Source organism: Xanthomonas translucens pv. cerealis, from assembly GCF_006838285.1.
Taxonomy (GTDB): Bacteria; Pseudomonadota; Gammaproteobacteria; order Xanthomonadales; family Xanthomonadaceae; genus Xanthomonas_A; species Xanthomonas_A cerealis.
Window position 1 is genome coordinate 2,076,411 of the sequence record NZ_CP038228.1, and the last position, 19,713, is coordinate 2,096,123.

Sequence of the window (19,713 nt, forward strand, 5' to 3'; positions counted from 1 at the left end):
CATCACGCGCCAGCGAGCGGCCGCAGCGGAGTTGTCATTTCGGCACAGAGGCCGACATACGATGCTTCACCTTCGCAGGCCCGCTCCAGTTTCCGGCGCACCTCCTGTTGCTCGTGAATGCCTTCCCCGAATTGGAACGCCTGCTCCACGAACAGCGCACGATCGCGGCGATCCCGCAAACCGTAGGTCTGCAGTGCCTTGACGAGCAGGCGATCCACTTTTTGCGCGGTACTGTTGCTTTTTTCCAGATCAGGGATGAGACGACCGAGGCGTGCCAGGCATTGGTTGAGTTCCGACAACCTCAGAATCTGTCGCCATTGATCGGCAGAGAACGTCAGATGCAATGGCGCAGTCGTGGCGAGCGAGGTTTTCTCGCGGTGGGTCCAGATCGGACACTCCTGGGGCCACGCCAGCCGATCGATCGGGCCGAGCAAGGCCTCCCATTGTTCCCCGCTCAGTATCCAGTCAAGATGCTGAAGCACGCGAGCGTCGTGGACACGCACTACGTCATGCATCCGCCGGACCGTGTCGTATTGCTGCATCTGGCGGGCCAGATGCCCCGCCACACCGACGGCTGGCGCGGCGGATTTCAGGAGGATGCAAAAGTAGAAGACCTGTGCGAAGGAATGCAGTGAAACGTGGCGCTCGAACAAGTCCATACGGGCGTGCCGATCCAGCTGACCAAGATCGATCAGCCGCGGGAAAAGCTGCGCTTGCGACTGATAGCGGCTAGGCACGATCGGAAGGTTCGGCAAGTCTTCCCACCCGGCATCGTCCAGTTGAATCGGATTGACGACGGCAAAATCGTATTCAAGAAATGTATTTTCAGTGATGGGCCAGCGCTGCACGTCACGCCGCTCCCATCGTTCCAGCACCAGCAGAATCCGCGGCCAGCGCGGTGTATTCACACAGCTTGTGGCTGGCGGATGGCATCACGGGGCTCATGGATGCCCCCTGCGGCCCCGTCCACACCCGATGTCCGCCCTTGAACTCGATCGTCCCCGGCGCGCCCAGTTCGATGTCGTCGCCGTCCAGCTTGATGTAGGCGCCGGCGGCGGTGGCCAGCAGGTGCTTGGTCGGCGCGGCGAGCTGGACGTCGGCGGTGGTGCTGACGATCCTGACCTGGGTCTTGGCTGCGAGCTTGGCGTGGTTCCTGTGCGCGCGGGCGCTGAGCGTGCCTTGCGCGGCGTGCAGGGCGATGCCGCGTTCCTGGTTGGGGCTGCCGGCGACCGGGTCGCTGCCCTGGGTGTACAGCACCAGCCCCCCGGCCACCGCCAGCACCAGCTGCGCCTGACTGGCCCAGTTCAATGCGGTGCCGGCCAGCAGCGCGGTCTGCGTCCCCGACACCCACACCTGGTCGGCCGGGGTCAGGCTCATCACGCCCGCGCTGCCGCTGCCCAGCAGGGCCGGGCTGCTCCAGCCCGGGGCCTGGCCGTCGCCGCCCTGGAGCTGGCTGGCGGCGCTGCCGCTCTGGGTCGCCTTGAGGCTGGCCTGCAGGGTCTTGAGCCCGTCCTGCGCCGGCAGCGTGGCCGCCTCGTTCGGCAACTGCGCCTGCTGCTGCCGGGCCGCGTCGGCCAGCGCCTGCAGCAGCTGCTCGCCCTGTTCCAACTGCGACAGCGCCTCGTTGGCCGCCAACTGCGGCTGGCCCGACTCGCTGGTCAGCAGCAGGCCCTGGCCGGCGCGCACCGCGCCGTACGCCTGCGTGGACAGGTCCGCCCCGAACCCGCGCTCGCCTTCGCGCAGGTTGTCGCGGCCGCCCTTCAGGTGGCCCAGGGTCAAGGTGCTGGCGTGCTGGGTGGTCGACAGCTGCGCGCGGCCCTGGCCGGGGGTATCGTCCAGCCGCAGCTGCTGGTAGCCGCCGGTGCCGTCCTGGCTCTGCGCCAGCGCCTGGCTCTTGAACCCGGTGAACACCGCGCCGTGCGCGTTGCCCTGGAACCACGCCGGCGCATTGCCGGTGGCCCCGGCCCCGCCGCCGCCGACCTGGTTGTGCGCCGCGTCGGCCTGGCCGCGCCCGTTGTACACGCTGCCGATCACCACCGGCCGGTCGATGTCCCCTTCCAGGAACCCCACCAGCACTTCCTGGCCCTTGCGCGGCAGCACCACCCCGCCCCAGTTGTCCCCGGCCCACGGCGTCATCACCCGCACCCAGGTCCACGCCGATGCGCTGCCCGGCGCGTTGTCCTCGCCGGCTGGGTGCGCCAGCGCGCTGCTGGCGTCGGCCCCGCGCTGGAACGGGAACTGCACCTTGATCCGGTGGTCGCGGTCGGACTGCACCGGGCCGCCGTCGCTGACCACGATCGCGCTCAGCGTGCCGGCCACCGTCGGCTTGGGATGCAGGCGCACGCCATGCCCATCCTCGGTCTGCGGCCGGTAGGTCGCCGTCGCCGGCAACGCGGTGAAGTGGTTGCGATAGAACTCCACTTCAGCGTCGTCCTGCGCCGGCGCATCGCCGCCGCTCAGGCCTGCCAGCGCCGGTGGCAGCGGCGCGCCGGCCACCGCCACCGCGCCCAGCGACTGCTCCAGCGCGTCGAACACCTCCGCGCCCAGGTTGTTGCGCGCCTGGTGCCGCACCTGCAGGCACAGGAACGCCGCATCGGCCGCCACGCCCGCATGCTGGCTCAGCCCGAAACGCGTGCCCGGCGCCAGTTGCCGCCAGGTCCCCTGGCCCTCGATGGTCTGCGCCGCCACCTGCTGCGCATCGAGCTGCTGCTGCGCGCGGCGCTGGCCGCGCGTGCTGTCCTGCCAGGCGTACGGGCCGGCGGTGTCCACGTCAGCGGCGTCGATGTCGCCCAGCGGCGTGGCTTCGGCGCCGGCCGGGCGCAGGCTCAGGCTGCGGTAGTCCCAGCTGGCCCGCGACAGCGTGGCGGTGCGCCAGCGCCGCGCCGGCGACCACTGCTGCACGCTGTCCTGCTGCTCGGTCGCGTCGTGGCGGTGGTAGCGCACCGTGCCCAGCGCGGCGAAGGCGGCGTTGTGGTCCGACAGCACCAGCGTGTGCGTGCCGCGCGTGTCGCTGTCGGCGGCGCCGGTGTGCTCAAACCAATAGGCGATGCCTTCCTCGGCCAGCAGCCGGCGCAGGAACGTGAAGTCCGTCTCTTCGTATTGCGTGGTCAGGCTGCGCTTGGCGTATGTGCTGCGGTCGGACAGCTCCCAGCGCCACGCCGGCGCCAGCGCGCCTTGCTCGGCGTAGTCGGCGAACACGCTCTCGGCGATCTCCACCACGCTCATGTCCTGGAACACGTAGCTGTCCACCCGCTGGGCCAGCAGCGCCAGCCACGGCTCCACCACCAGCCGGTAGCGCGCCAGGCCGCCGTTGCTGCCGAGCCGTTCGAACGCGGTGACATGGCCGTGGAACGGGCGCAGCGCGCTGCGCGACTCGGCGGTGAGCAGTTCCAGCAGCACCGGCTGGCCGAGCAGGTCGTCCAGGGGCAGGCCGGCGTTGGCCGACAGTGCGCCCACGTCGAAACGGAAGCCGCCGCCGTCGACCGACTCGTGGCCGTCCAGGGTCTCGGCGACCAGCACGTCGGGGCCGAACGGGGTGTGCAACCGCAGCAGCCGTTCTTGCTGCCGCGGGGCGGCGCTCAGCGCGGAAAGTACTGTAGCGACCGGGTCCATATGTGCTCCTTGCGATTACAGATCGGCCGCCCGCGCCTGGCGGCCAAAGGCCGCGCGAGCGCGGCCTGGAGGGTGGCGCGTGGTGAAGCGGCTCAGGCGGCGATGATGCGTTCGAGCTGCAGCGACGGGCTTTCGGTGCATTGCAGCTTGAACTCGCGGCCGGCGGCTGTGATTGCCACTTCGCGCACGTTGCTGACCAGTTGGTTGGCCTTGCCCTGCGTCGGCACCTGCATATTGATGCGCCAGCAAGTGCGCTCCATCAACGAGGCCAGCGCGCGCGCATCGGCGCGCGCGTCGGCGGCGGCATTGCTCAGCAGTTCGACTACGTGCTCCGGACGCAGGCGGTTCCAGCTGCGAAGGCTGTCGGTCTGGCGGCTTGCCCGTCCCACGGCCAGGCTGTCGCAATGGGCAATGGCTTTGGCGCGGTTGTATCCGTAAAAATCCATGGTGTTCCTCCTTGGTGATGGACTGCGGGGGTCAGGATAACTTGTATTTGAACGCGCCGTTCTTGCCGGCGCCTACCTTGATGGCGTTGATTTTGCCGCCTTCGGCCATCGCCGCGAGTACGCTCTCGGCGATTTCCGGCAACAGCGTCCCATTCAGAATGTGGTCGACGTTGCGCGCGCCCGAATCCACCTCCGTACAGCGCGCCAACACCGCCTCCACCAGGCTCTGGTCCCACTGGAAGGCGGCCTTGTGGTTGGCGGCCACGCGGTCGCGGATGCGGCCGAGCTTGAGCGCGATGATCTGCGCCAGCACGTCGTCGCTGATCGGGTAATACGGCACCACCTTCAGCCGGCCGAGGAAGGCCGGCTTGAAGCTGCGCATCAGGATCGGGCGCAACGCCTCGGCCAATGCGTCGGCGGCCGGAATCTCCTCGGCCGGCTTGTTCAGGCAGGCCTGCATGATCTGCGAGGAACCGACATTGGACGTGAGGATGATCAAGGTGTTGCGGAAGTCGATCTCGCGGCCTTCGGCATCGTCCATCACGCCCTTGTCGAACACTTGGAAGAACATCTCCAGCACGTCCGGGTGCGCTTTCTCCACCTCGTCCAGCAGCACCACGCTGTACGGGTTGCGCCGCACCGCCTCGGTCAGCACGCCGCCCTCGCCGTAGCCGACGTAGCCAGGCGGAGAGCCCTTCAGCCCGGACACGCTGTGCGCTTCCTGGTACTCGCTCATGTTGATGGTGATCAGCTTGCGCTCGCCGCCGTACAGGATGTCGGCCAGCGCCAGCGCGGTCTCGGTCTTGCCGACGCCGGACGGGCCGACGAACAGGAAGACGCCACGCGGCTTGTTCGGGTCTTCCAGCTTGGCGGTGGCGGTGCGCACGCGCTGGGCGATCGCGGCCAGCGCATGGTCCTGGCCGATGACGCGCTCGACCAGCAGGCTGTCGAGGTTGCGCACGGTGCGGATCTCGTCCTTGACCATGCGCCCCAGCGGCACCCCGGTCCAGGCCGAGACGATCTCGGCGACCACGCCGCCGTCGACCTGCAGCGGCACCATCGGGGTTTCGCCCTGCAGCTCGCCCAGCTCGGCGAGCAGCGCGTCCAGCTGCGCGTGCTGCGGCGAAGCCGCCGCGGTGACCTGCTTCGCCGCGCCGCGTGCCGGCTTGGCGGCGGCGGCGCCGGCAGCCGCGGGTTCGGCGGCGGCCGGCGCCGCTTCCAGCTGCGCGCGCAGGGCGACGATGCGCTCGGCCAGTTCGCGCTCGCGCACCAGCCGCGTCTCGTTGTCGGCCAGCACCTTGCGTGCGCTTTCCTGCGCCTGCAGTAGCTCGGCCACGCGCGCATCGTGGTGCCGGGCGCCGCCGGACGTCTCGCGGTTCAACGCGGCCAGCTCCGCGGCCAGCCGGTCCAGGTGCTTGCGCGTGTCCTCGATGATCGCCGGCGTGGCGCTCTGCCCGAGCGCGACCTTGGCGCAGGCGGTATCGAGCACGCTGACCGCCTTGTCCGGAAGCTGGCGGCCGCTGATGTAGCGGTGCGACAGGCGCACCGCCTCGGTGACCGCCTCGTCCATCACCCGGATGCCGAAGTGCTTCTCCATCAGCGGCACCATGCCGCGCAGCATCGCCGCGGCCAGCGTCTCGCTCGGCTCCTCGACCTTGACCACCTGGAAGCGCCGCGCCAGCGCCGCGTCCTTCTCGAAGTACTTCTTGTATTCGCTCCAGGTAGTGGCCGCGATGGTGCGCAGCTCGCCGCGCGCCAGCGCCGGCTTGAGCAGGTTCGCCGCGTCGTTCTGGCCGGCGGTGCCGCCGGCGCCGATCATCGTGTGCGCCTCGTCGATGAACAGGATGATCGGGTGCGGGCTTTTCTTGACCTCGTCGATGACGTTCTTCAGCCGGTTCTCGAACTCGCCCTTGACGCTGGCGCCGGCCTGCAGCAAGCCCATGTCCAGCACATGCAGTTCCACCCCCTGCAACACGTCCGGCACGTCCTTCTCGGCGATGCGCCGGGCCAGCCCCTCGACGACCGCGGTCTTGCCGACGCCGGCTTCGCCGGTGAGGATCGGATTGTTCTGGCGCCGCCGCATCAGGATATCGATCACCTGGCGGATCTCGCCGTCGCGGCCGATCACCGGGTCGATCTGCGCATCGCGGGCGCGCTGGGTGAGGTTGGTGGTGAACTGGTCCAGCGCCGGGGTCTTGGTCAGGCCGCCCTTGCCGTCCGGCGCGCCGGTGAGGCCATCGACCGGGTCGCCGCCGGCGTCGGCCTGGCCGGCATCGGCGAAACGCAGGCTTTGCCCGGCTTCCTGCGAGCCTTCGGTGAGGCGGGCGAAGTCGTGCTTGAGCGCATCGAGTTTGATCTTCACAAACTGCTTGGAACCGCGGTAGGCCAGCTGCGACAGGTCCGGCTCGGTCAGCAGCGCCAGCAGCAGATGACCGCTGCGGATGCGCGTGGTTTCCGAATCCAGCGAGGCGATCAGCCAGGCGTGCTCGAACAGCGTGGGCAGGTGCTGGGAAAATACCGGCGTGCGCGTATTGCCGGCCTTGAAGCGGCCGACCTCCTCGCTGAGATCGCGTTCCAGCGTCTCCGGCGAAATGCCGCAGCGGCGCGCGATCAGCACGAAATCGCTTTGCGGTTGCTCCAGCAGCGCCAGGAACAGATGCTCCAGGTCGACTTCGTAGTTGCCGCGCGCCATGCACAGATTGGCCGCGCGCTCGGCCGCCTGCCGGCAGGTGTCGTCGAGTTTGCTGATCAGGGTCTTGAGATTAATGCTCATGCGAAAACAGGACGCTCCATGCTGGCGGTTTCATGATGTGGCGCCGACGTCACTGCCTGCCGTCGGCGTTGGGCTCGCGCCCGGGCTATTGAAGGGTATGCAGACCATAGGTGGTGTCGGCGCGCGGCTGGGTCTGCGGGCGCGAGCATAGGTAGCTGTCCCAGCCCAGGCGTACGCCCAGTGCTGCGCCGACGCCGGAGCCGCGTACGTCCTCGGCGCGCAGCACCAGCTTGACCTCGTATTCCAGCCCGCCGCCGGTGAGCAGCGTCAGCCATTTCGACAAGGCCTTCGCGGCGCTGCCTCCGGGCAGGAACTGGTCGAAAGCCTCACGCTGCAGCGGACCGAAGCGCAGGCGCATGCGCAGGTCGCGCTGCCACACCCGCTCGCCAGCCAGCGCACTGGACCCGAGTGTGGCATTGGCCTGGCCCAGCCGCGTGGCCTGCTGCGCCGGCACCTTGTACCAGGCGCCGACGAACTGCTCCAGCTCCACCGGCACCTTGAAGTAGTCGGCCAGCACGCGCTGCAGCAGCTTGGCCGAGATCGGCCGCTGGCGGATGGCGCCGGCGTAGTACGCCACCGCCTGGTCGAAGACGTCGCCGCCGCCATCGACCATGCGATCGCGCAATCCCGACATGCCCATGCCCAGCAGCGACAGCACCAGCGGCAGGAAGCGTTCGCGCCGGTCCAGCTCATACTGCAGCGCCAACCGGTGCTTCTTCCACGCGGCGTAGTGCAGCGCCACCGCGCGGTTGGAGAACATGTCCAGGAACGCGCGTGGGGTACGGTCGCGCTGGTACAGCTCGCGTTCGTGCAGGGTCTCGGTGTAGTGCAGCGGCAATGCGCCGGAGGTGCCCAGCAACCCCATGAAGTTCGGGGTCAGATGCACTTCGCCCAGGCTCTCGGTCTCGATCGCGAACGCCAGCGCCGCATCGCTTTCCAGGCGCTCGCCGTCCTGCGAATAGGCTTGGCCGACGGGGTCCAGCTCGGTCGCCGGAAACGCCAACGACAGCGAGTTGTGGAAACGCACGCGCGTGGGCAGGGCCTGACCGGCCTTGACCCCCTGGCGCTGGAACACCCGCTCCAGAATCCGCATCGCCTGGAAGAACTGGAAGCGATGCGGCTCGGCCAGCAATTGCAGCGCTACGCCAGGATCGATTCGCCGCTTCGCGGTAAGCATCGGACGAGTTCCTCCCCTGTGTCGCTGGAAATGAGCACCAGCCGGGTAAAGCTGTTGGCGTGGACGTAGAGGCCGAAGAAGTGGTCGAGCACATGCGCGAACGCGGCCACGCCGGTCCCGACGAAATGGTTTTCGCTGATGGTCAAACGCACTTCCAGGCCGCGCACCACCGATGCGAAATGCTTGCCGGACAGCCAGGTGGTGACCGGATACTGCTCGATGCCGACGATGCCGTCGATCTGCCGCGACGACACGCTGCTGCCGGAGATGTCGTACAGCCGCAGCATCTCCTTCAACGCCGGCAAGCCGCTGCCGGTCAGCGACAGCTGATTCAACGACAGGTGCGAGATCAGCCGCCATTGCGCGCCGCGCCCGTGGCGGAACCGCAGTGGCCGGCTCGGCTTGCGCAACAAGCTGATCGCGCGCGCCGGCGTTCCGCCCTCGATCGACAAGTCGCCGCCGGCGATGCCGTAGGCGAGCTGGCTGGGCAAATCGCGATTGCTGCAGGTGAGTTCGACGCTGACCACATCGGTCTGCGGCAGGGTCGGATTGAATTCCAGGTCCACGAAGCTCAATTCGGTTTCGTAACCGGGACTCTGCCGCGCCACATCCTCGTCGCGCCGCGCCACCCAATACTGGCCGGCGCGCTCGGGGTCTTCGCCATGATGCAGCGAATAGAACGGGCGGAACTCCTGGATCAGCTCGCCCTGCGGAGTCTGCCGGATACGGTGCACCGAATCGATCGAATGCACTTCGTAGGCAAAGGCGCGGCGCCCGTCGGCGATCACCGGATAGGTGACGCTGCGATGGGTGACGCGGATCGGCTCGCCGTGCTGCGCGAACAGGTTCACCACCGGGGTGCAGCCCAGGCGGATGTTCTTGGAATCCAACTCCTCGAGCACTTGGTTGGCGGCGCGATCGGGCGGCGTCGCTTGTAGGACCAGGTGCAACGTGAACCAGCGGCTGGCGCCAGCGGTCACCGGCTTGAGCTGAAGATCGAAGAAGCCGAACTTGTCCGGGTAGCCGAACAGCTCGGTCAGCAGGCGGTAGGCCGGGTGCGAACGCGCCGGGAAATCGATCAGCGATTCGTCGTCGGCGAATCCCACTGGCGCCAGCGGGGTTTCCGCCAGCCGGCGCCAGCGTCCGCTGCCGTCGGACTCGACATAGGAGGCCTTGACCCCGAGCGCCAGCGCATCGCGCATCGCCGAGCAGAACGAGGGCTCGCCGTCGACGAAGAAACGCAGCGCGTCGGTGCCCAGACCAGCGAACGAGGCCTGGTCGGACAACAGCTCGAAGCTGATCGAGATCTGTGCGCCGGTGCCCGGCGGCAGGCTGACCGCCATCGGCGCTTCGGCCACGCCGCGGTAGCTGGCGGCCTTCACCGCCACCGGCGCCAGTACCACGTCGTAGGCGGTGCGGAACCGGCAGTTGATCCCGCGCACCGGGCGCGACTGCAGGTAGCTGCCGCGCGGCACGCGGATCGGCGCGCTGAGCTTGGCAGCCACGCCTTCCATGTCGAAATAGGCGATGGAGCAGGACGGAAACGGCCGCAGATAGTGCGGATACAGCACTTCCAGCAGCGCGTCGGTGAACTCGGGGTAGTCGTCCTCGATGCGCTTGGAGATGCGCGCGCCCATCAGCGCGAACGCCTCGATCAGGCGCTCGACATGCGGATCCTGGCTGCCGTCGGCCGACAGCTGCAGGCGCCCGGCAATCTTGGGATAGCGCTCGGCGAACTCGCGCCCATAGCGACGCAGATAGCCCAGTTCGCGTTCGTAATAGGGAAGCAGGTCTTGCATGGTCAGGGCGCCGCCTGGCGCCGCAGGCGGCTGACCGAGTACTGCAGCGTGGACGGTTGCAGCATGGCGTCGAAGCTCACCGGCTCGCGCGCCGGCTCCATGTCCAGCAACGCATGGATGGTGAAGTGCAGGCCGCCGCCGAACTGGCCGGCGGTTTCCAGCTTCACGTGCACGTTGCGCAGGCGCCGCTCATGGCGCGCGATCGCCTGCTCCAGAGAGCGGCAGATCATCGTGCGGTCGTAGCCATTGGCCAGGCTCATCGCGGAAAAATCGCCGAGGCCGTAGGTCAGCAACGACTGCTTGCAATTGGGAAATTCGGTGAGGCCTTCTTCGCTGAAGGCCGAACGGGTGTTCAATAGGCCTTCCAGGTCGCGAGCGACCGATTCCTTGTACTGGTCGATGGAGATGGCCTTGAACACATGCGAGCCACCCGTGGACTTGGGCGTGTCGTCGAACAATTTTTCCAACAGACTGGGTTCGAGTCCCTTCATTGACCGCCCCTACGTGAAGTCGTCCTTGCGCTTTGCTGCCGACTGGGCGCGACCAGCGGATGGCGCGGCCCCGCTATGCGTCGGTCCTGTGTCTGCGCGCGGCGCGGAAATGCGATGGCGCGCGAAGGCGCCATCGCAAAACAAACATCAAACGGTGTAGTTGGGAATGTTCTTGGTAGCACTCCACTGCGCAACCGCTTTGCCGCCGACTCCGCCTTCCGGCTTCTGCTGGTTGTAGGTCCACTTGATCGCGCCGAAGCTCAGCTGGACGACTTCCTGCGGCATGCCGTCCTCGTCCACCGTCGTGGTGACGCGGTGTACCAGCACGTTCATCAACTCAACCAGGTAGTAGTTGATGGCATTGCCGTCCTTGTCGGCGCGCATGAACTCGATGCGGGCTTTGGGGAAGGTGGTGCCGTTGGCGCACGCCTGATTCAGCGCGGTGGTGGACAGATCGATCGACTTGACGATCTCGATCGGCGACAGGTTGACACGAGCGGCCGACTGACCGCCAGCGGTGGAGGCGGTGGCCGAGCGCGGCTGCAACAAGTCCTGGGAGAACGACTTGATCTCCACCCAGTCCGTGTGCTTGTCGTCGTGCGATTCACCCTTGATGGTGTCGATAGAAAGAAACGCGTGCTGCATATCTGGTCTCCTAAATTCCGGTCTTCCGTGAGATTGATTTGCCAGGCGGGGCCTGGCGGTTATTTGCCTGTCCCGAAGGACATTGCGTCAGCTGCAAAACAGTGGGATCTCCGTCCCTCGACGCTACGACAACAAGAAACGCTACGCCTTCTTGGTACCAGCCGGCAGTTCGGCCACCAGACGCAACGAAACAGACAGCTCATCGAGCTGGAAATGCGGCCTGATGAAGGCCACCGCGCGGTAGACACCGGGTTTCCCCGGCACTTCCGAAACTTGTACGGACGCTTCCCGCAAGGGGTATTGCGCCTTTGCTTCCTGACCGGCGTTGTCGTCCAACAATACGTACTGGGAGATCCAACGGTTCAGGAAATCCTCGACATTACGCGCCGAGGCGAAACTGCCGATCTTCTCGCGCATCATCGCCTTGAGGTAATGGGCGATACGCGACACGGCGAACATGTACTGCAGCTGCGCCGACAGGATCGCGTTGGCATTGGCCGAATCGGTGTTGTACTTCTTCGGCTTCTGCGCCGACTGCGCACCGAAGAACGCCGCGTAATCGGTATTCTTGCAATGCACCAGCGGAATGAAGCCCAGGTCGCTGAGTTCCTTCTCGCGGCGGTCGGTGATCGCGATCTCGGTCGGGCACTTCAGCGCCACTTCGCCGTCGTCGGTGCGGAAGGTGTGGGTCGGCAGGTCTTCGACCAGGCCACCGCCTTCCACACCGCGGATCGCCGCGCACCAACCGTAGTCCTCGAACGCCTTGGTCAGGCGCGTGGCCATCGCATAAGCGGTGTTGCACCACAGATACTTGCTATGGTCGGCGGCGTCGACGTCTTCGACGAAGTTGAAGCCTTCCACCGTAGTGCCGTCCTTCGGGTTGTACGGCAGCCGCCCGAGAAAACGCGGCATGGTCAGGCCGACGTAGCGGCTATCCTCCGACTCACGGAACGACTTCCACTTGGCGTATTCGACAGTGTCGAACACCTTGGCCAGATCGCGCGGTTTGCCCAGGTCGGTGAAGGTTTCCAGACCGAACATCGATTCAGACGCGGCAGAGATGAAGGGCGCGTGCGCCGCGGCGGCCACATGTGACATCTGCTCGACGAAGTACATGTCCTCCGGCTGGCGGCCGATATAGTAGTCGCCGACCAATGCGCCGAATGGCGCACCGCCGAAGGTGCCGAACTCTTCCTCGTAGACCTTCTTGAACAGCGCGCTTTGATCGAAGTCGATCGCCGACTTGAAGTCGCGCACCAGATCCCGCTGGGGCGAGTTGAAGACCTTGATCTTCATCGTCACGCCGGTGGACGTCTGTTCGCACATGTAGTGCAGGCCGCGCCAGCTGCTCTCCAGCTTCTGGAACTCCGGCGCATGCATCACCGCGCTCAGCTGCTCGGAGATGATCCGGTCGATCTCGGCAATGCGCGCGTCCAGCGTCAGATTGAGGTTGTCCGACACCACGACGGTACCTTCCAGCACCTCCTTGGCCAACTCGGAGATGATGTCCTTCGCACGCTGGTGCTCGGTCTCCGATTTGGCGACCTTGCTCTGCTCGACGATCTGGTCGAGCAAGCCTGTTTCTGCCAGCGTGGCGGGCGCCGAATTGTGGGTGGCACTCGAAACCTCTGCGGCCATGGCTTACTTCTCCTTTTCCCGACCCAGCTTCTTCAGCTGTTCGGTGTTGTTCAACACGTCCGTTAGCAGGTCTTCGAGCTTCTCGTTGCCGGCCAGCTTGTTGCGCAGGTCTGCCAGCTTGGTGCGCGATTCGAGCAGCTTGCGCAGCGGTTCGACCTGATCGACCACAGCCTCGGGACGGAAGTCGTCGATCGACTTGAACTTGAGTTCGACGCCGAACTCGCCGCCGGCATCGCTGATCTTGTTCGGCACGCGGTAAACCGCGCGCGGCGCCATTCCCTCCATCACCTCGTCGAAGTTGTCGAGGTCGACGTTGACGAATTTGCGGTCCTTGACCTTGGCCAGGGGCTGTTCGGGATTGCCGCTGAAATCCCCAAGCACGCCTACCACGAACGGCAGCTCCTTCTGTTCGATCGCGTCACCCTTTTCCACGTCGTAGGTCAGCTGCACGCGCGGCGGCCGAATCTTCTGCAGACGTTTCTGGATGCTTTCCTTCTTAGCCATGGGTGTCTCCTGACGTTAAGGCTTTAGGGGAGTCCGGATGACCGGTCAGTTGCCGCCCAGGTTCTGGAACGGATCGGCCGACGCATTGGGCGTTTCCTTGGGCGGCGCGGCGTCTTTCGCAGCCGGCGGCGCGGCGCGGCGGGTGTTGCGTACGGGCTTGCGCTTCTTCGGCTCGTCGGGCTGCAGGATCTCGTCGCCCATGGTCGCGCGCAGCGTGCTGGCCAGCGTCTCGGCCTCCTTGCGAGCTGTGCCCGAAGCCAGCGCACCGCGGCCCTGCAGGCGCTGCAGCGACTGATTGGCGATACGGAAGCCGGCGACGGTCAACACGCCGTCAGCGACCAGGTCGTTGGGATCGCGCTGCAGCACTTCCTGCGCAGCGACGATGGCGCGCGCGTAATTGGCGCGGTCGAACTGCAATTGCGCGATGCGCACCCACGGCTCCTTACGGGTGGGGTCAGCGCGACCGGCGTCTTCGAAGGTTTTCAGAGCCTGCTCGGGGCCGCCGCTGGTGACTTCGGCTTCGGCGCGCGACATCGTGGCGTCGAACGACGACGGGGGCGGAGCCTTCTTCGGCGCGGAAGCGCAACCGACGAGAGCGGAGAGTAGAACGAGTGCGAACATCGGCCGGAATGTGACCAGCCCCTTGACTACCGTCATCATGACTTCCTCTGAAAACCAATCCTGAAATTAACCTGGCGACCCCGATGTGAAGGCGGAGTGAACCAAGCCTGTGCGTTGTTCGGCAAGTGTACAGCCGCGGATAGGACCGGGTATAGTGGTGTCCCACAATCGCGTCAAGCCGGCCAGAGTCTGCCCCATTCTGCGTCTGTGCACGGGCGATCGGGCGCGCCGCACGGGGGCGAAGGCTCCTGAATCGCTGGATGCGGATCGCCCTCCGTCCGCAACGTCAGAGCAAGCATGAATATATCCGCCCGTCGTCTCGATTTTTTTCTATTGGCCCTCGTTGCGACCACGCTGGCCCTGTCCGGCTGCGCCAGCGGCGGCATCGGCAAGGCGATGGACAAGACCCTGCAGGCAGTGGGCATCAAGGAAGCCAAGCCCGAGGCGCCTCCGATGATTCCGCTGCGGCTATTCGCAGGCAGCAACTTGAATGCGGGCACCGACACGCACGCCACCGCCGCGGTGGTCAAGATCTATCACCTGCGCAGCGCGCAACGCTTCGAGCAGGCTGCGTTCAACGCATTCCTCGATCAGGCCGGAGAGCAGGCGGCGCTGGGCGCGGACCTGCTGTCGGTCAACGAGATCGTGCTGACGCCAAGCGCCCGCAATGAACTGAACGAGCAGATGTCCGAAGGCACCACCACGCTGGGCGTGGTGGCCTTGTTCCGCGCGCCTGCCGAGGGCCGCTGGCGCATGGCCTTCGATACGCGGCGCAAGGAATTGCCCACCCAGGGCATCACCATCGGCATTCACGCCTGCGCGCTGACCACCGACAGCCCGGCGCTGGTCACCCGCCTGGCGGGCGATCCCAGCAGCCTGGCCTCCGTGCGTTGCGCCGCCGCGCGCTAGCGCCCGCCTGCGGACGGTGCTGTTGTAGTATCCCGTCCGTCTGCAAGGAATCTGCGGTATGGACGCGAGGCCACGCTTGTCGCGGCCGGCCGTCTCGGTGCGGACCGACCTCTTCAAATCCAAGGATAGACCCGTGTCTCATGTAAGCAGGATGTCGAAAGTATTTTGGGGCGAAGGGCTGTTTCTGCGGCCGCAGCATTTCCAGCGCCAGGACACTTACCACGAAGCAAGGCTGCAGGATCTGGCGCAGACGCTGCATCCGTATGGCTGGGGAACGCGGCGGATCCGCTTCGATCCGCAAAGCATGGCCAGCGGCAGCTTGCGTGCGCTCGACCTGTCGGTGGTCTTTGCCGATGGCGAATCGTACGACGCGCCGGCGCAAGACGCGCTGCCCGATGCGCTGTCGCTGAATGACCTCCCCGCCGGCATCCAGATCACCACGGTGTACCTGGCGCTGCCGTTGCTGCGCGACGACGGCGGCAACTGCAGCGATGCGGAGGGTTCGCAGCTGGCCCGCTACCAGCAGCTCAACCGGCCGACCAGCGACCTGTACACCGACGCGGCCGAATCGGAACTGGCGTACCTGAGCAAGGCGGTGAAGCTGCTCACCGACGACAGTCCGCGCGATCCGTACGTGACCGTGCCGGTGGCGCGCGTGCGCCGCACCCCGACCGGCGGCTTCGAGCTGGACGAGGACTTCATCCCGCCATGCGCGCACATCGACGCCTCGCCGACGCTGTATCGCGAACTGCGCGGCCTGCTCGATTCGCTGCAGGCCAAGGTCGATGCGCTGTACGGGCTGCATCGGCAACCGTCGCAGCACATCATCGAATTCCGCTCCGGCGACATCGCCTCGTTCTGGCTGCTGCATACCGCCTGCTCCTCGTTCGGCGCGCTGTCGCACCTGTTCCATCATCCGCAACTGCACCCCGAGCGCCTGCACCAGGAACTGCTGCGCATGGCCGGCGCGTTGCTGACGTTCTCCAACGCCTACCAGCTCAACGACCTGCCCCGGTACAGCCACGCCGCGCCGGAAGCCTGCTTCCAGCGCCTGTTCCAGATCGTGCGCGACCTGCTCGACACGGTGATCTCGGCGCGCTACTTCAAGATCGCGCTGAGCGAGGTCAAGCCGTCGTTCCACCTGGGCCGGATCGATTCGCAGCGGATCGACGAGAACGCCGCGTTCTACCTGAGCGTGTCGGCCGACATGCCCGGGCCGGAACTGGTGCAGACGGTGCCGGTGCGGTTCAAGGTCGGTGCGCCGGACGACGTCGAGAAGTGCGTGCTGTCGGCCCTGCCGGGCGTGAAGCTGACCCACGCCGCGCAGGTGCCGGCGGCGATCCCGGTCCGTCCCGGCAGCTACTATTTCGCCCTGGAAGCGCGCGGGCCGCTGTACGAGCGCATGCTCAAGGCGCAGTCTATGATGCTCTATGTGCCGTCGGGCATTGACGACCTCAAGATGGAACTTGTTGCGGTGACCTCATGATGAACCCCCTGCCCCCCACCCCCGGCCCGATGCCGTCGCTGACCGCGCAGGCGCCGCACGGCCTGGCCAGCGCGCATCCCTCCACGCCGCAGAGCCTGCTCGACCTGATGGCCGACGGCTTCTACCTGTTGCTGCTGCTCAAGCGCGCGCAGATGCCCGGCGACACCGAATCCTTCGTGCAGTCGGTGCAGACATTCCTCGATGGCGTGGAACGCGGCGCGGTCAAGCTCGGCATCGCGTCCGAGGACATCTACGCGGCCAAATACGCGTTCTGCGCGGCGGTGGACGAAGCGATCCTGTCGCAGCCCTCGGCCCTGCACGAAACCTGGGAACGCAATCCGCTGCAGCTGCGCCTGTTCGGCGAACACCTGGCCGGCGAGCATTTCTTCGATCGCCTGGAAGAGCTGCGCCGCCAGGGCGCCGTGCGCCTGCCCTCGCTGGAGATCTACCACTATTGCCTGCTGCTCGGCTTCGAAGGCAAGTATCGGCTGGAAGGGCCGGAGAAGCTCGGCTACCTGACCGCACGGCTGGGCGACGAGATCATCTATTTCAAGGGCAAGCGCACCGGTTTCGCACCGCATTGGCCGCCGCCGGACACCGTGCGCCATGCCTTGCGCCGTGTGGTGCCGCTGTGGCTGCCGGCCGCGCTGGTGGCCGGCTTCGGCCTGCTCGGCTTCTTCGGTCTGCGCCTGTCTCTGGACCATCAGACCGAGCAACGCATGGCCGCCTACAACCAGGTGGTGCAGATGCCGCAACGCACCGCGCACATTACGATCACCCTGCCGTGAGTACGTCGATATGGATATGCCGACGCTGGCCGTCGCCCTCGCTAGTCTGGCGCAGCCGTCCCAACATGCCCGCCTGATCCAACTGCGCGCCCCGGTCGAGGGGCTGGTGGTGGAACGCTTCCACGGGCAGGAGGCGGTGTGCGGCGCCACCGTGCTGCAGATCGCGTGCCTGGCCACCTCGGCGTTTCTCGAGGCCGAGGCGCTGCTGGAGCAGCCGCTGGACCTGCAGCTACGCCAGGCCGACGGCACGCAACGCCACTGGCAGGGCCTGTGCACCGAAGTGGCGCAACTGGGCGGCGACGGCGGCCTGGCCCGCTACCGGCTGACCCTGGCGCCGTGGACGGCGCTGCTGGAGCTGCGGCGCAACGCGCTGGTGTTCCAGGACCTGGACGCGCGCGCGATCTGCGAACGGATCTTCGCCGACTACCCGCAGGCCGCGTTCCGCTTCGACGTGCAGGCTGCGTTGCCCGCGCACCCGATCACCACCCAATACCGCGAGACCGACTGGGCCTTCGTCACCCGCCTGCTGGCCGAGGCCGGCCTGGCCTGGCGCTACGCGTACGCGCAGGACGAGGACAGCGAGGCGACCGCGGCCACGCTGGTGATCTTCGACCCGCAGGCGCAGGTGCCGGACAGCGGCACGATCCGCTTCCACCGCAGCGACGCGGCTGAGGCCGACGATGCGATCAGCGCCTTCGGCGAGCGCCGCGGCGTGGTGCCCACCGCCAGCACCGTGACCAGCTGGCACAGCGAGCAAGTGCGCGCGGTCGCCGCGCAGGCCCAGGCCGAGGCCGGCGCGCTGCCGCCGCTGGAGGTCTACGTGCAGCCGCGCGCCGGGCGTTTCGCCCAGGAGGCGACCGCGCAGGACCAGGCGCAGGCGCGGCTGGACGCGCTGCGCGTGCCGCACACGCTGCACGCCGGGGCCGGCAGCGCCCGCGTGCTGGCGGCCGGGGCGGCGTTCACCTTGCGCCAGCACGCCCAGCACGACGGCCAGCGGTTCGTTCCGGTGGCGATCGAGCACGTGGCGGTGAACAACCTGGGCCAGGGCATCGTCGCCCTGCTCGATGCGCCGGAGCTGGAGCACGGCAGCTACCGCAACCGCTTCCTGGCAGTGCCGGCGGCCACGCCGCTGCGCGCGCTGCCGCAGGACCGCCCGCGCATGCCCGGGCCGCAGAGCGCGCGCGTGGTCGGCGTGGCCGACGCGGCTGTGAGCCCGAGCCGCGACCACCAGGTGCGGATCCAGTTCCCGTGGCAGCGCGGCGACCAGCCCACTCCCGGCGGGTTGACCGACAGCGCCAGCACCGCGCCCGGCCACGCGCCGGGCGACCAGCGCGCCGGCACCTGGGTGCCGGTGGCCGAGTGGGTGGCCGGCCCCAACTGGGGCAGCCACTTCCTGCCGCGCATCGGCAGCGAAGTGCTGGTGGAGTTCCTGCACGGGGACATCGACCAGCCGCGCATCACCGGCCAGCTGTACAACGGCGAGGTCGCCCCCCCTTCGGCGGCGGCCTGGACGAGAGCGCCAGCCACCCCGGCACGCTCAGCGGCCTGCACACCCAGTCCCACGACGGCAGCGGCACCCAGCAATGGCTGCTGGACGACACCCCCGGCCAGCTGCGCACGCGCCTGCACACCTCGCTGGCCGACACCCGGCTGGAACTGGGCTACCTGGTCCAGCACAGCGACACCGCCCGCGGCGCGCTGCGCGGCCAGGGCTTCGAACTGGCCTCCCAGGGCTGGGGCAACGTGCATGCCGCGCAAGGCCTGCTGCTGTCCAGCAGCGCCCGCGGCCAGGGCGCCTCGACCGCGCTGGACGTGGCCGAGGCGGTGGCCCAGTTGCAAGGCGCCGAACGCACCGCCCAGGCGCTGCACGACACCCTGACCCAGCAACAGGTGCCCGGCCTGGACGCCCATCCCAGCGTGACCCGGCTGCGCGAGGCGATCGACCCGCAGGCGCAGGGCAAGTACACCGCTGCGGTCGGCGGCCAGCCGGCGACCAAGCCGGCCGACGGCGGCCGCGACGGCCAGGCGCCGGTGGAACGATTCGCCGAGGCGCGCCTGCTCGGCGAGTCGCCGGACCACATCGCCTGGACCACCCCGGCCAGCGCGGTGGCCTATGCCGGGCAGGCCCTGCAGTTGACCGTGCAGCACGATGCGCAGCTGAGCGCCGGGCAGACCCTGTCGGCGGTGTCCGGCCAGCACACCGCGCTGTTCGCCCAACGCGGGCCGATCAAACTGATCGCCGCCGCCGGCCCGGTGAGCCTGCAGGCGCATACCGGCGCGCTGGAACTGCTGGCCGACCAGGCGGTGACCGTCACCGCCACCGACACCCGCATCGACGTGCTGGCGCAGCACAAGATCGTGCTGCAGGCCGGACAGACCCGCCTCACCCTGGAAGGCGACGACATCACCTTCGCCTGCCCGGGACAGTTCACGGTCAAGGCCAGTCGGCATCCGTTCTTGGGTGGGGAGATGAAGACCGTCGCCATCCCCCCGCTGCCGGAAGAACGCCTTCCCCTGCAAACGCTGTCGCTTGATCATCGCTACCACGACGATCAGGGCCTGGCCGGTGCTGACTACGTGGTCACCCTGGCCGATGGAGGCAAACGGCACGGCACGCTCGACGCGCAGGGACGCGCCGAGGTGGCGAATGTCCCCGGCGGCTCGGCCGAGGTGGTGTTCTCGCCGATGCCGGGCCTGTTCGGCCGCAAGGACATGACGCCCACGCCCGATCACGCGGCCAATCCTGCCGATGCAAGGCTGGACGGCGTGGTGGACAAGTATCTGGCCGCCGCCACCGCCGATTCCGGTAAAGGAGTGCAGTGAT

The 19,713-nt window shown here is 67.4% G+C and carries 14 protein-coding genes and 1 pseudogene; 4 read left to right on the forward strand and 11 right to left on the reverse strand.

Translation table 11 applies throughout. The features are described from left to right. Window positions 1-2: 2 nt before the first annotated feature. The 11 genes from E4A48_RS09220 to E4A48_RS09270 form a co-directional block, all read right to left on the reverse strand. On the reverse strand, window positions 3-875 hold the full coding sequence (locus E4A48_RS09220; RefSeq protein ID WP_142743137.1) for a hypothetical protein: 873 nt from the start codon (window positions 873-875) through the stop codon (window positions 3-5). Next, entirely contained in the window at window positions 850-3,612 is a 2,763-nt protein-coding gene (locus E4A48_RS09225) for a type VI secretion system Vgr family protein (RefSeq protein WP_142742303.1), read from the reverse strand. The genes E4A48_RS09220 and E4A48_RS09225 overlap by 26 nt, the downstream gene beginning before the upstream one ends. A 92-nt stretch (window positions 3,613-3,704) precedes the next feature. Then, window positions 3,705-4,058 carry a hypothetical protein gene (locus E4A48_RS09230; RefSeq protein WP_029996228.1) on the reverse strand — a complete coding sequence of 118 codons (354 nt, stop codon included), beginning with the start codon at window positions 4,056-4,058 and terminating at the stop codon, window positions 3,705-3,707. Window positions 4,059-4,089: 31 nt separating this feature from the next. After that, entirely contained in the window at window positions 4,090-6,831 is a 2,742-nt protein-coding gene (tssH, locus tag E4A48_RS09235) for a type VI secretion system ATPase TssH (protein ID WP_047325149.1), read from the reverse strand. A gap of 85 nt (window positions 6,832-6,916) precedes the next feature. After that, window positions 6,917-8,008 (reverse strand): type VI secretion system baseplate subunit TssG, encoded by a 1,092-nt coding sequence (tssG, locus tag E4A48_RS09240; protein WP_039004871.1) that lies wholly within the window; start codon window positions 8,006-8,008, stop codon window positions 6,917-6,919. Next, on the reverse strand, window positions 7,972-9,807 hold the full coding sequence (gene tssF, locus E4A48_RS09245; protein WP_039004873.1) for a type VI secretion system baseplate subunit TssF: 1,836 nt from the start codon (window positions 9,805-9,807) through the stop codon (window positions 7,972-7,974). Before tssF ends, tssG begins: the two co-directional genes overlap by 37 nt. A gap of 2 nt (window positions 9,808-9,809) precedes the next feature. Then, the gene (tssE, locus tag E4A48_RS09250) at window positions 9,810-10,298 is read right to left on the reverse strand and encodes a type VI secretion system baseplate subunit TssE (RefSeq protein WP_019302186.1); all 489 of its coding nucleotides are present in this window, start codon (window positions 10,296-10,298) and stop codon (window positions 9,810-9,812) included. Window positions 10,299-10,445: 147 nt separating this feature from the next. Next, window positions 10,446-10,943: an Hcp family type VI secretion system effector gene (locus E4A48_RS09255; RefSeq protein ID WP_003467612.1), complete on the reverse strand. Its 498-nt coding sequence runs from the start codon at window positions 10,941-10,943 to the stop codon at window positions 10,446-10,448. A 141-nt stretch (window positions 10,944-11,084) separates the two neighbouring features. Then, the gene (tssC, locus tag E4A48_RS09260) at window positions 11,085-12,581 is read right to left on the reverse strand and encodes a type VI secretion system contractile sheath large subunit (RefSeq protein ID WP_039004876.1); all 1,497 of its coding nucleotides are present in this window, start codon (window positions 12,579-12,581) and stop codon (window positions 11,085-11,087) included. Window positions 12,582-12,584: 3 nt separating this feature from the next. Next, on the reverse strand, window positions 12,585-13,085 hold the full coding sequence (gene tssB, locus E4A48_RS09265) for a type VI secretion system contractile sheath small subunit (RefSeq protein WP_003467601.1): 501 nt from the start codon (window positions 13,083-13,085) through the stop codon (window positions 12,585-12,587). 45 nt (window positions 13,086-13,130) lie between these two features. Then, window positions 13,131-13,619: a tetratricopeptide repeat protein gene (locus tag E4A48_RS09270; protein WP_039004877.1), complete on the reverse strand. Its 489-nt coding sequence runs from the start codon at window positions 13,617-13,619 to the stop codon at window positions 13,131-13,133. A gap of 384 nt (window positions 13,620-14,003) precedes the next feature. On the opposite strand from E4A48_RS09270, the gene tssJ reads away from it, so the two are divergent. From tssJ to E4A48_RS21440, 4 genes and pseudogenes are all read left to right on the forward strand, one after another. After that, window positions 14,004-14,615 carry a type VI secretion system lipoprotein TssJ gene (gene tssJ / locus E4A48_RS09275; RefSeq protein WP_039004878.1) on the forward strand — a complete coding sequence of 204 codons (612 nt, stop codon included), beginning with the start codon at window positions 14,004-14,006 and terminating at the stop codon, window positions 14,613-14,615. Between the two features lie 151 nt (window positions 14,616-14,766). After that, a complete protein-coding gene (gene tssK, locus E4A48_RS09280; protein WP_039004879.1) occupies window positions 14,767-16,101 on the forward strand; it encodes a type VI secretion system baseplate subunit TssK in 1,335 nt (444 codons plus the stop codon). After that, window positions 16,098-16,889, forward strand: a complete 792-nt coding sequence (gene icmH / locus E4A48_RS09285) for a type IVB secretion system protein IcmH/DotU (RefSeq protein ID WP_171815516.1) — start codon at window positions 16,098-16,100, stop codon at window positions 16,887-16,889. Before tssK ends, icmH begins: the two co-directional genes overlap by 4 nt. Window positions 16,890-16,899: 10 nt before the next feature. Further along, a pseudogene (locus E4A48_RS21440) lies at window positions 16,900-19,712 on the forward strand (type VI secretion system Vgr family protein). Window position 19,713: the final 1 nt, after the last annotated feature.